Source organism: Salmonella enterica subsp. arizonae, assembly GCF_008692845.1.
Lineage (GTDB): Bacteria > Pseudomonadota > Gammaproteobacteria > Enterobacterales > Enterobacteriaceae > Salmonella > Salmonella arizonae.
Window position 1 is genome coordinate 80654 of the sequence record NZ_VXJW01000003.1, and the last position, 12394, is coordinate 93047.

Here is a 12394-nt window from a genome sequence, read left to right on the forward strand (position 1 = left end):
GTACTTCCATGTCGAGTAAGTTAGTACTGGTTCTGAACTGCGGTAGTTCTTCACTGAAATTTGCAATTATTGATGCAGTTAATGGTGATGAATACCTTTCTGGTTTAGCCGAATGTTTCCATCTGCCAGAAGCACGCATCAAATGGAAAATGGACGGCAGTAAACAAGAAGCGGCTCTAGGTGCAGGCGCCGCTCACAGTGAAGCGCTGAACTTTATCGTTAACACTATTCTGGCACAAAAACCAGAACTGTCTGCGCAGTTAACTGCAATTGGTCACCGTATCGTACACGGCGGCGAGAAGTATACCAGCTCCGTAGTCATTGATGAGTCCGTCATTCAGGGCATCAAAGATTCCGCCTCTTTCGCACCGCTGCATAACCCGGCTCACCTGATTGGTATCGCCGAAGCGCTGAAATCTTTCCCGCAGCTAAAAGACAAAAACGTTGCGGTGTTCGACACTGCCTTCCATCAGACTATGCCGGAAGAGTCTTATCTGTATGCCCTGCCGTATAGCCTGTACAAAGAACACGGCATTCGCCGCTATGGCGCACACGGCACCAGCCACTTCTATGTAACTCAGGAAGCGGCAAAAATGCTGAACAAGCCGGTAGAAGAGCTGAACATTATCACCTGCCACCTGGGCAACGGTGGTTCTGTTTCTGCTATCCGTAACGGTAAATGCGTGGATACCTCTATGGGTCTGACCCCGCTGGAAGGCCTGGTTATGGGTACCCGTTCCGGCGATATCGATCCAGCAATCATCTTCCACCTGCACGACACTCTGGGCATGAGCGTGGATCAGATCAACAAAATGCTGACCAAAGAGTCCGGTCTGCTGGGTCTGACTGAAGTGACCAGCGACTGCCGTTATGTTGAAGACAACTACGCCACCAAAGAAGACGCAAAACGTGCGATGGACGTTTACTGCCACCGCCTGGCGAAATACATCGGTTCTTACACCGCTCTGATGGACGGTCGTCTGGATGCAGTCGTGTTCACCGGTGGTATCGGTGAAAACGCCGCGATGGTTCGCGAACTGTCTCTGGGTAAACTGGGCGTGCTGGGCTTTGAAGTCGACCACGAACGTAACCTGGCGGCCCGCTTCGGCAAGTCTGGTTTCATCAACAAAGAAGGCACTCGCCCTGCGGTGGTAATCCCAACCAACGAAGAGCTGGTCATCGCGCAAGACGCGAGCCGTCTGACTGCCTGATATCACACCGCCAGCCTCGCTGGCGGTGCTGTTTTGTAACCCGCCCGCGCTGGGTGGTAACGAAAGAGGATAAACCGTGTCCCGTATTATTATGCTGATCCCTACCGGAACCAGTGTTGGCCTGACCAGCGTCAGCCTCGGCGTCATCCGCGCTATGGAACGCAAAGGCGTTCGTCTGAGCGTCTTTAAGCCTATCGCCCAGCCGCGCGCTGGCGGCGATGCGCCTGACCAGACTACCACGATCGTTCGCGCGAACTCTACTCTGCCGGCGGCTGAACCGCTGAAGATGAGCCACGTTGAATCTCTGCTCTCCAGCAATCAGAAAGACGTGCTGATGGAAGAGATCATCGCAAACTACCACGCAAATACCAAAGACGCGGAAGTGGTGCTGGTTGAAGGTCTGGTTCCGACCCGTAAACATCAGTTCGCTCAGTCTCTGAACTATGAAATCGCGAAAACGCTGAATGCGGAAATCGTCTTTGTCATGTCTCAGGGCACCGACACGCCAGAACAACTAAACGAGCGCATCGAACTGACGCGCAGCAGCTTCGGCGGCGCGAAAAACACCAATATCACTGGCGTTATCGTCAACAAACTGAATGCGCCGGTTGATGAACAAGGCCGTACTCGTCCGGATCTGTCCGAGATTTTCGACGACTCTTCCAAAGCGCAGGTCATCAAAATCGATCCAGCTAAACTGCAGGAATCCAGCCCGCTGCCAGTTCTGGGCGCGGTGCCGTGGAGCTTCGACCTGATTGCGACCCGCGCTATCGATATGGCGCGTCACCTGAACGCGACCATCATTAATGAAGGCGATATCAAAACCCGCCGCGTTAAATCCGTCACGTTCTGCGCGCGTAGTATTCCGCATATGCTGGAGCATTTCCGTGCAGGGTCGCTGTTAGTAACCTCCGCTGATCGTCCGGACGTGCTGGTTGCAGCCTGCCTGGCGGCAATGAACGGCGTGGAAATCGGCGCTCTGCTGCTGACCGGCGGCTATGAAATGGACGCGCGCATTTCTAAACTGTGCGAACGCGCCTTCGCCACTGGCCTGCCGGTCTTTATGGTGAATACCAACACCTGGCAGACCTCGCTGAGCCTGCAAAGCTTCAACTTGGAAGTGCCGGTTGATGACCACGAGCGCATCGAGAAAGTTCAGGAATACGTTGCGAACTACATTAACGCTGACTGGGTCGAGTCGCTGACGGCGACTTCCGAGCGTAGCCGTCGTCTCTCTCCGCCGGCGTTCCGCTACCAACTGACCGAACTGGCGCGTAAAGCCGGTAAACGCGTAGTGCTGCCGGAAGGCGATGAACCACGAACCGTCAAAGCGGCGGCAATCTGCGCTGAACGCGGTATCGCCACTTGCGTACTGCTGGGCAACCCGGATGAAATCAACCGCGTCGCGGCATCCCAGGGCGTTGAGCTGGGCGCAGGCATTGAAATCGTCGATCCGGAAGTGGTGCGTGAAAGCTATGTCGCCCGCCTGGTTGAGCTGCGTAAGAGCAAAGGCATGACCGAACCGGTTGCCCGCGAACAACTGGAAGACAACGTGGTGCTCGGTACGCTGATGCTGGAGCAGGACGAAGTCGACGGTCTGGTTTCCGGCGCGGTCCACACCACCGCAAACACCATCCGTCCGCCGCTGCAGCTTATTAAAACCGCGCCTGGCAGCTCCCTGGTCTCTTCTGTGTTCTTCATGCTGCTGCCGGAACAGGTTTACGTTTACGGCGACTGCGCAATCAACCCAGACCCGACCGCAGAACAACTGGCAGAAATCGCGATTCAGTCTGCGGATTCCGCCATTGCCTTCGGTATCGAACCGCGTGTAGCGATGCTTTCCTACTCCACCGGCACCTCTGGCGCGGGCAGCGATGTAGAGAAAGTACGCGAAGCGACGCGTCTGGCGCAGGAAAAACGTCCTGACCTGATGATCGACGGTCCGTTGCAGTACGACGCCGCGGTCATGGCTGACGTAGCGAAATCCAAAGCGCCGAACTCGCCGGTTGCTGGTCGCGCTACCGTGTTCATCTTCCCGGATCTGAACACCGGTAACACCACCTACAAAGCGGTACAGCGTTCTGCCGACCTGATCTCCATCGGGCCGATGCTGCAAGGTATGCGCAAGCCGGTGAACGACCTGTCCCGTGGCGCGCTGGTTGACGATATCGTCTACACCATCGCCCTGACGGCGATCCAGGCTTCTCAACAGCAGCAGTAACATAACAGTACCAGCAAATGCCGGATGGCGGCGTGAACGCCTCATCCGGCCTACAGGTGAGATATCGTTGTAGGCCGGATAAGACGCGTTAGCATCACCATCCGGCATTCTGCTATTTATCCTGCAAAGCCGGAATTTTTTGCTTAACTGCGCTGCATCAATGAATAACTATTCCCTTCTTCTCATACTTAGCCTCTTTGCTTTGCAACAGGGATAGTCCGTCATGTCTGTCGTCACAGAATCAAAACCAGCCAGAAAATGGGCGATGCCCGATACGCTGGTCATCATCTTTTTTGTCGCCATTTTAACCAGTATCGCCACATGGGTCGTACCCGTTGGGATGTTTGATAGCCAGGAGGTGCAGTATCAGGTCGATGGCCAGACAAAAACCCGGAAAGTCGTCGATCCACACTCTTTTCGCATTGTGACCAATGAGGCCGGTGAAGCGCAGTATCATCGCGTACAATTTTTCACTACCGGCGATGAAAGGCCGGGGCTAATGAATTTTCCATTTGAAGGGTTAACGTCCGGCTCAAAATTCGGCACTGCCGTCGGCATCATTATGTTTATGTTGGTGATTGGCGGCGCATTCGGCATCGTGATGCGTACCGGAACCGTAGATAACGGCATTCTGGCGCTGATTCGCCACACGCGGGGTAACGAAGTTTTATTTATTCCGGTGCTGTTTGTTCTCTTTTCGTTAGGGGGCGCAGTATTCGGCATGGGGGAAGAGGCGGTCGCCTTTGCGATTATCATTGCCCCGCTGATGGTCAGACTAGGCTACGACAGCATTACCACCGTCCTGGTGACTTATATCGCCACCCAAATTGGCTTTGCCAGTTCGTGGATGAACCCCTTCTGCGTGGTCGTCGCCCAGGGGATTGCCGGCGTGCCGGTACTTTCCGGCTCCGGGCTGCGTATTGTGGTCTGGATTGTCGCCACGCTGATTGGACTGGTTTTTACCCTGGTTTACGCCTCACGCGTGAAAAAGAATCCGCAGCTCTCACGCGTCCACGAATCCGATCGCTATTTCCGCGAACAGCAGGATGAAGTCGTCCAGCGCCCTTTCACCTTCGGTGACTGGCTGGTACTGCTGGTCCTGACCGGCGTAATGATTTGGGTCGTCTGGGGCGTGATTGTCCACGCCTGGTTTATTCCGGAGATCGCCAGCCAGTTTTTCACCATGGGCGTGGTGATCGGCCTCATCGGCGTTATCTTCCGCCTCAACGGAATGACAGTCAACGTAATGGCGTCCTCATTTACCGAAGGGGCGAGAATGATGATCGCGCCCGCGCTGCTGGTCGGTTTTGCCAAAGGCATTCTGCTGCTGGTAGGCAACGGCGAAGCCGGAGAACCCAGCGTGCTTAATACGCTGCTTAATAGTATCGCGCATGGCATAAGCGGGCTTAATAATGCTATCGCCGCCTGGTTTATGCTGCTCTTCCAGGCGGTATTTAATTTCTTTGTGACGTCCGGTTCGGGTCAGGCGGCGTTAACCATGCCATTGCTGGCGCCGCTCGGCGATCTGGTCGGCGTTAACCGTCAGGTGACGGTCCTGGCCTTCCAGTTTGGTGATGGCTTCAGCCATATTATCTATCCGACATCGGCCTCGCTGATGGCCACGCTGGGCGTGTGCCGGGTCGATTTTCGCAACTGGCTTAAAGTGGGGGCGTCGCTGCTGGGACTGCTGTTTATTATGTCCAGTGTAGTCGTCATTGGCGCGCAGATGATGGGCTATCATTGATCCAAAATGCCGGATGAGCATCAGCGTCATCCGGCAATATCTCCATGATTAAAGCATTGATTTCGCTGCTTCTACAATCGCTGCGGCGGTGAGTCCGTACTCTTTTTGTAAGAAATCTTGCGTTCCTACCTGCCCATACCGCTCTTTGACGCCAACACGGCGCATCGGCACCGGGCAGTTTTCCACCAGTACTTCCGCCACCGCTGACCCCAACCCATTATGGATGCTGTGGTTTTCACAAGTGACGATACGCCGCGTTTTTTCCGCGTAGTTTTTCACCAACATGCGATCGATAGGCTTTAAGGTGAACATATCAATAACTGCGGCGCTCACGCCTTCCTGCTCCAGTTGGCGCGCCGCCTCCAGCGCCTCCGCCACCATAATGCCGTTAGCGATAAGCGTAATATCATCGCCCTCGCGCAGTACGTTGCCCTTGCCAATGGTAAAGGTAGAGCCTGGCGCATAGATACTCGGCGCCTGCTTACGGATGGTACGCAGCCAGTAAAAACCGTCCAGGTCCATTAGCTGGCGTAAAATATCCGCGAACATCACCGTATCCGTCACCTCCAGTACGACGGAGTGCGCCAGACCGCGAACAATCCCCATATCTTCAAAAGACATATGGGTGCCGCCGTTATGGCACGCCGTCACCCCGGCATCTGAGGCGATCACTTTGACGTTGTTACGCTGATAATCCAGCGCCATAAAAAGCTGATCAAAACAGCGACGGCTGGCAAAAGCGGTAAAGGTATGCACAAACGGTTTACGACCGGTCAGCGCCAGTCCCGCCGCAGTGCCAATCACATTTGCCTCCATAATACCGCAGTTAATGACATGCTGCGGGTAGTCACGCGCCACGCTGTCCATCGCCATCGAGCTCATTAAATCAGCCTCAAGCGCAATAATTGGGCTTCCTGCCTCAATCTGCCTGGCGACAAAACCGGCGTAAACTTTGCGCATTTCGATATTATCTTTAAGCCCTGCGGGCGCAAGCTTAATCATGCGTGACCTCCAGTTGATGAATGGCCTCATTGAGCGTCTGCTTCATATCATCCGTCAGGCGTAAATGGTGAGAATTCGTTAACTGTTCCAGGCATGGCACCCCCTGCCCTTTAATGCTGTCAAGGATCACTACCCGTGGTTGGGCATCGGCGGGCGGCACTGGCTGAACGACCGCCAGTAGTCCGGCGATATCATCGCCTTTGACGGTGACGACATCGAAACCAAACGCGCGGAATTTCCCTTCCAGATCGAACGGATTGATAATCTCCTCCAGCTCGCCGTCAAGCTGCTGTTTGTTCCAGTCAATGAAAACGGTCAGATTATTCAGGCGGTGGTGGGCAATAAACTGAAACGCCTCCCAGCACTGCCCTTCATTCAACTCCCCATCGCCGACAATGCAAAATACCCGGTTGGGTCGCCGCGCCAGTTTATGCGACAGCGCCATACCGCCCGCGATAGAGATGCCCTGTCCCAGTGAGCCGGTCGTGGCGTCCACGCCGCGCGTTTTTAGCCGATCCGGATGGCTGGGCAGACGGGTGCCGTTCTGGTTAAGCGTATTCAGCTCTTCGCGCGGGAAATAGCCTTTAATCGCCAGGGTACTGTACAAGGCGGGGCCCGCATGGCCTTTCGACAGCACGAAGTAATCACGCTCCGGCCAGTCCGGGTCGGCAGGGTCGATTTTCATCACCGCGCCGTACAGAACCGCCAGAGTTTCTACTACCGACATGCTGCCGCCATAGTGACCAAAGCCAAGATGGGTTAAGGATTTGAGCGTGGCGACGCGAATCTCGCGCGCCAGTTGGGTGATTTCGGTTACGTTCATTCTTTCGCTCCGCTATTTTCCTGCACTTCGGCATTCGCTTTTTTGTTTTTGGCCAACACGTTGTACGCCACCAGTAGCGCGAATAGCGCCACCACCAGCCCCGTGATAGCCATCGGCGACAGATAACGCGCCAGGTTGCCCAGCACAATACCGATTGCGCCAAAGTCAGCATCCGAGAACGTGGTATTGGCGAAGCCGATCGCGCCGAGAACCGGCAGTAACAGCACTGGCAGGAAAGTGATTAATAACCCATTAGCAAATGCGCCGATCATCGCGCCACGACGACCGCCGGTGGCATTGCCAAAGACGCCTGCGGTCGCGCCGGTAAAGAAGTGCGGCACTACGCCAGGCAGGATCAGCACAAGCTTCATCTGTCCGAGCAGGAAAAGTCCCACCAGTCCACCGAGGAAGCTGAACAGGAAGCCAATCAGCACCGCGTTAGGGGCATAGGGATACACCACCGGACAGTCCAACGCCGGACGTGCGTTTGGCACCAGTTTTTCTGAAAAACCGGTAAAGGCCGGAACAATTTCCGCCAGAATCAGACGAACGCCTTGTAGAATGATGAACACGCCGGCGGCGAAGGTGATCGCCATGATGATGGCGTACACCAGATAGTTTTGCCCACCGCTAAACGTCGCTTCGACATAGTCACGCCCTGCGCTGACTGCCATGATCAGATAGATAATCATCATGGTCAGCGAAATTGAGATAGAACTGTCGCGCAAAAAACTGAGGTTTTTCGGCAGGTTCATCTCTTCCGTGGAGCGGGAGCCTTTACCACACAGGCTGCCAATCCAGCCGGAAAGCACATATCCCAGGGTACCAAAGTGACCAAACGCAATGTCATCGGTGCCGGTAATCCGCCTCATATAGCGCTGGGCCAACGCCGGGAAGAAGGCCATCACCAGTCCCAGGATCAGCGATCCGGTGAATACCAGCCCTACGCCCTCGAAACCCGCGACGGTCAGGATTACGCCAATCATACAGGCCATGTAAAAGGTGTGATGCCCGGTCAAAAAGATATATTTAAGACGCGTAAAGCGCGCCACGACAATATTGGCCACCATACCAAATGCCATAATTAACGCCGTGGACGCGCCATATTTCTCCAGCGCGATTGAGACTATCGCTTCATTATTAGGAATTATGCCCTGAATATTAAAAGCGTGTTCAAACATACCACCCAGCGGGTTTAATGAACCCACCAGTACGGTTGCGCCGCCGCCAAGCACAATAAAACCTAAAATAGTTTTAATCGTGCCTTTTACCACATCGGAAAACGCTTTTTTTTGCGCCACCAGACCAATAAGAGCAATTAACCCTACAAGCACCGATGGCACTTTTAAAATATCAACAACAAAATTCAGCGTTTCAAGGATAAACATATCCACCTCGCCAGCAAAAATTATTGTTTAGCGAACCATGCGCGCAGTTGCGTTTCCAGTTCGTTGATGTCGATGATGTTATTGATCACCACCAGTTGGCTTTCCGGTACGCTGGCGCTGGCCGCGATATCTTTGGCCATTACAAAAAGATCGGCGGCCCCGGGCGTGGCCGATGAGAGATCGGAGTGTTCCACCTCGGCGTCAATATTGAGTTTCTTTAATACTTTTTTAATGTTCATTTCTACCATAAAACTACTACCCAGGCCGGAACCGCAAATTGCCATGATTTTCATTATTGTCACCTTTTAAAAGTAGAGTCGGTCTGCATCACGCACGGGCGCGATGTTATTTACAGCAAAAGAAATGTAATAAAATCAGAAACGGTCAATAATCTTTTTAATGTCCTCCAGGTTTTTTGCCTGATGTAATTTTTCCATATCTACATCACTGGAAAATAATTCCGCCAGCGCCGATATCATTTCGATATGACTGTGCTTATCAGGCGCCGCCAGCATAATAATGATGTCAACCGGATCGAACTCGTCTGCGCCAAATGAAACGCCGCGCTGTAGTTTCAGTAACGATAAACCTAACCCTTTCGCCCCCTCTTCCGGCCTCGCATGCGGCATCGCTAACCCCGGCGCTAATACATAATACGGCCCAAGCTTTTGGTGCTGCTGAACAATCGCCGTAATGTATTCCGGTGTGATAACGCCTGCGTCCAGCAGGGGTTTGCCGCAAATTTCCAGCGCCTGCTGCCACGTTTCCACGCTCTCCTGTAGCGTGATGGTTGCGTCAGATAACCAGGTTCCCAGCATGTTATTCGCCCCCACGGTGTATCAAATTATGAACAAACTTTATTCAAGCCATTCGATATTAGCTGCGATCGTTATCACAAAGATAGCGCTACCAGAGACTATTACTCAGAATTGTGATAGCGCTATCAAATTAAAATCATCGTGTGAAATCACAGCAAAAAAGAGGATTTAAGGCGTATACTGCCAATCATGCGAAGCAAAGAACGACAATAAAAAAGCATCTCAACATGTTGTAATGACGCAGGAATTTGTATGTCGATACCCCGTAAACGGCGCAGTACCGGTAAAGTCACTATCGCCGATGTAGCCCAACTTGCCGGTGTAGGCACGATGACCGTATCACGAGCCTTACGAACGCCAGATCAGGTCTCTGCTAAACTCCGGGAAAAAATCGAAGCGGCAGTGCATGAGCTGGGCTATATGCCTAATCTCGCCGCCAGCGCGCTGGCATCTGCTTCATCGCACACCATCGCGATGGTCGTTCCAAACCTTGCGGAAGCGGGGTGTTCTGAAATGTTCGCCGGACTGCAACAGATTTTACAGCCTGCGGGCTACCAGATCATGCTGGCGGAATCACAGCATCGCGTGGAACAAGAGGAGAAGCTGCTCGAAACATTGCTAGCTTCCAACATTGCCGCGGCTATTCTTCTTAGCGTCGAACATAGCGATACCGTGCGCCAGTGGCTGAAAAATGCTTCTATTCCGGTGATGGAGATGGGCGCTATTCGCAGCGATCCTATTGATATGAATATCGGTATTGATAACGTTGCGGCTATGTATGAGCTGACGGAAATGCTGATTCAGCGCGGTTATCAGAATATCGGACTGCTGTGCGCCAATCAGGAGCAGTGGATTTTTCAGCAACATCTGCACGGCTGGTACAAAGCGATGCTGCGCTACCATATGTCGCCCAGCAGGGTTATCAATGCCGCCCTGCCGCCCAATTTTTCTACCGGCGCGTCGCAACTGCCGGAGTTTTTACTGGCGTGGCCGGAGCTGGACGCGCTGGTATGCGTCTCGGATGAGCTGGCCTGCGGCGTGTTATACGAGTGCCAACGACGTCGTATCAAAGTCCCGGACGATTTAGCGGTTGTCGGGTTTGGCGATAGCGATGTTAGCCGGGTATGCCAGCCGCCGTTAACGACGATGACCGTACCGCATCGTAAGATTGGCAGCGAAGCCGGACGGGCGCTACTGGAAAGATTAAATCAGGGAAACTGGAGCGATAGAAAATCCATCGCTTCCAGTTTATGTATGCGGGAAAGTTGTTAAGACGCTTATTCCGTCTCTTCCGGTTTCTCCTGAAGCGCGGCTTCGTTTTTGGCGTTGCGGGTCATCCACAGCGCCAGCGCTTTCAGCGAGTCCGGCGTAAATTCATCACAGCGCGCGGTGATCTCTTCCGGCGTCAACCAGCAGACTTCGCTGACTTCATCTTCCTGAAGCGCGAAAGGCCCGTGGGAAACGCAGCTAAACAGCGCGCCCCAGACCCGACAATATTGGTCTTCAAAGTAAAACAGACCGTGTTCGGCAAACGGCACGCCTGCAATACCCAACTCTTCTTCCGCTTCGCGGCGGGCAGATTCCAGTAGCTGCTCATCCGCCTGGACCACGCCGCCTGCGGTAGCATCTAACATACCGGGCAAAAAATCTTTTGTTTCGGTACGACGCTGCACCAGAATTTTACCCATACCATCGTGAACGACGATATACGTCGCACGATGTCGTAAGCGTTGCGCACGCATCTGTTCCCGGCTGGACTGTGCAATGACTTCATTATCTTCATTCACAATATCCACCCATTCCGTACCTGCCAAACGACGCTGTTCCACCATCAGGAAACCTTCTTATTTTCTGGCGCTCTTACGGCGCATTTATGTTTGTGAAGTAAATTACGAATTAATCGCGACCTGCGCAATGATACTTTGATCATTGAGTGCGATTACGCTCAACACATTATCATCCAGGATGCCATAGCTTGCCGTATACCCGCCTTTCGGGATGCTTACTGACCCTGGATTAAAGTGATACAACCCTTCCTGCTGCTGCGCCACCGGCAGATGCGTATGACCATAAACCACTACATCGCCAGCATTCAGCGCGGGCAGGTTCGTCGGTCCGAAGAGATGCCCATGTGTTAAAAATAGCCGCCTCTCTTGCGTCAATATTTGCTGCCACGGCGCAGTTATCGGGAAATGCAGCAGCATCTGATCCACTTCGCTATCGCAGTTGCCGCGCACGGCAATAATCTGCGTCGCTACCGCGTTCAGGCGCTCGGCAACCTGGATGGGCGCATAGCCTTCAGGCAGCGCATTTCGCGGCCCGTGGTTAAGTACGTCGCCCAATATCACCAGCCAACGCGCGCCGCTTTGCGCGAACCGTTCAAGCACGCGTTCCGTAGCGGGTAAAGAACCATGAATGTCCGATGCGAACATCAGTTTCATCGCTCACTCCTTGTTGTGAAAAACGACGTTATCATACTGGAATATGAATAGATTTTCAGCCTGAACGCTTCGCGGAAAGCGCAACAAAACGCTGTACGGAAGCACGTTGCCACTGGAACGTCGCATACTCCGCCAGAGACGCCGGCACGTCATCGCCATGCAGCGCCAGACGATTGATCATCAATGCCAGATCGGTATCAGCAATGCACCATTCGCCAAATAAATTTTGCGTCCCCTGCCCCAATAGCGCTTCAGCCGTCGCAAACAGTTTTGCCGCGCTGGCTTTTCCAGCCTCGCTTAGCGGCGCTTTTTTCGCCCCGGCAAACACTACATCGGTTGGCCGTTCTTCGCGAAGAGGCAGTAAATCACTGCGTAGCCACGCCTGAATCTGTCGCGCGCGGGCACGCTTTTGTAAATCGTGCGGGTAGATACGTTCCCACTGCGGCGGCGCGAAACGCTCCTCCAGGTATTCCGCAATAGCGGACGATTCGCTCAGCTCAAAATCATCTGTTTCAAGCACCGGTACGCGCTGCGTCAGCGCATATCCCCGCCAGGAAGGTTGCAGATGCTCTCCCTTGCCCAGATCGCGGGTTTTCAGCATAAAGGAAAGGCCTTTCTCCTGTAACGCCACCCAGGCGGACAATACGTAGGGAGAGAAAAAGCTCGCATCCGACCACAGCACAATAACAGGCTTACTCATAATGTCCTCTTGAGGGCGTATTAGGTTTCTCCCCAAAATATAGCGT

The 12394-nt window shown here is 53.6% G+C and carries 12 protein-coding genes; 4 read left to right on the plus strand and 8 right to left on the minus strand.

Annotation, left to right across the window (positions count from 1 at the left end; all coding sequences use genetic code 11):
* The first annotated feature begins 8 nt into the window (after positions 1 to 8).
* From ackA to yfcC, 3 genes are all read left to right on the plus strand, one after another.
* Positions 9 to 1211: an acetate kinase gene (gene ackA, locus F4V61_RS07570; protein WP_079781741.1), complete on the plus strand. Its 1203-nt coding sequence runs from the start codon at positions 9 to 11 to the stop codon at positions 1209 to 1211.
* Positions 1212 to 1287: 76 nt separating this feature from the next.
* A complete protein-coding gene (pta, locus tag F4V61_RS07575) occupies positions 1288 to 3432 on the plus strand; it encodes a phosphate acetyltransferase (RefSeq protein ID WP_000086694.1) in 2145 nt (714 codons plus the stop codon).
* 223 nt (positions 3433 to 3655) lie between these two features.
* On the plus strand, positions 3656 to 5176 hold the full coding sequence (gene yfcC, locus F4V61_RS07580; RefSeq protein WP_012209949.1) for a putative basic amino acid antiporter YfcC: 1521 nt from the start codon (positions 3656 to 3658) through the stop codon (positions 5174 to 5176).
* A 48-nt stretch (positions 5177 to 5224) separates the two neighbouring features.
* Here the strand turns inward: yfcC and F4V61_RS07585 are convergent, their stop codons facing one another.
* The 5 genes from F4V61_RS07585 to F4V61_RS07605 all read right to left on the minus strand — a co-directional run bounded on the left by F4V61_RS07585 (position 5225) and on the right by F4V61_RS07605 (position 9207).
* Positions 5225 to 6178 carry a transketolase family protein gene (locus F4V61_RS07585; RefSeq protein WP_000593040.1) on the minus strand — a complete coding sequence of 318 codons (954 nt, stop codon included), beginning with the start codon at positions 6176 to 6178 and terminating at the stop codon, positions 5225 to 5227.
* Positions 6171 to 7001: a transketolase gene (locus F4V61_RS07590; protein WP_001103274.1), complete on the minus strand. Its 831-nt coding sequence runs from the start codon at positions 6999 to 7001 to the stop codon at positions 6171 to 6173. Before F4V61_RS07590 ends, F4V61_RS07585 begins: the two co-directional genes overlap by 8 nt.
* Positions 6998 to 8389, minus strand: a complete 1392-nt coding sequence (locus F4V61_RS07595; protein WP_038395133.1) for a PTS ascorbate transporter subunit IIC — start codon at positions 8387 to 8389, stop codon at positions 6998 to 7000. The genes F4V61_RS07590 and F4V61_RS07595 overlap by 4 nt, the downstream gene beginning before the upstream one ends.
* Before the next feature lie 20 nt (positions 8390 to 8409).
* A complete protein-coding gene (locus F4V61_RS07600; protein ID WP_000699818.1) occupies positions 8410 to 8682 on the minus strand; it encodes a PTS sugar transporter subunit IIB in 273 nt (90 codons plus the stop codon).
* Between the two features lie 81 nt (positions 8683 to 8763).
* The gene (locus F4V61_RS07605) at positions 8764 to 9207 is read right to left on the minus strand and encodes a PTS sugar transporter subunit IIA (RefSeq protein WP_000901816.1); all 444 of its coding nucleotides are present in this window, start codon (positions 9205 to 9207) and stop codon (positions 8764 to 8766) included.
* Positions 9208 to 9459: 252 nt separating this feature from the next.
* Here F4V61_RS07605 and F4V61_RS07610 point away from each other — a divergent pair, with 252 nt between their 5' ends.
* On the plus strand, positions 9460 to 10479 hold the full coding sequence (locus F4V61_RS07610; RefSeq protein WP_000026939.1) for a LacI family DNA-binding transcriptional regulator: 1020 nt from the start codon (positions 9460 to 9462) through the stop codon (positions 10477 to 10479).
* A gap of 5 nt (positions 10480 to 10484) precedes the next feature.
* Here F4V61_RS07610 and yfcD read toward each other — a convergent pair whose 3' ends face one another.
* The 3 genes from yfcD to yfcF are packed head-to-tail and all read right to left on the minus strand — an operon-like array spanning position 10485 to position 12348.
* Positions 10485 to 11039, minus strand: coding sequence for an NUDIX hydrolase YfcD (gene yfcD, locus F4V61_RS07615; RefSeq protein WP_000230212.1), 555 nt, complete (start codon positions 11037 to 11039; stop codon positions 10485 to 10487).
* 57 nt (positions 11040 to 11096) lie between these two features.
* Complete coding sequence (gene yfcE / locus F4V61_RS07620) at positions 11097 to 11648, minus strand: phosphodiesterase (protein ID WP_000772462.1); 552 nt, start codon at positions 11646 to 11648, stop codon at positions 11097 to 11099.
* Between the two features lie 55 nt (positions 11649 to 11703).
* Positions 11704 to 12348, minus strand: a complete 645-nt coding sequence (gene yfcF / locus F4V61_RS07625; RefSeq protein ID WP_079781738.1) for a glutathione transferase — start codon at positions 12346 to 12348, stop codon at positions 11704 to 11706.
* Positions 12349 to 12394 lie beyond the last annotated feature (46 nt).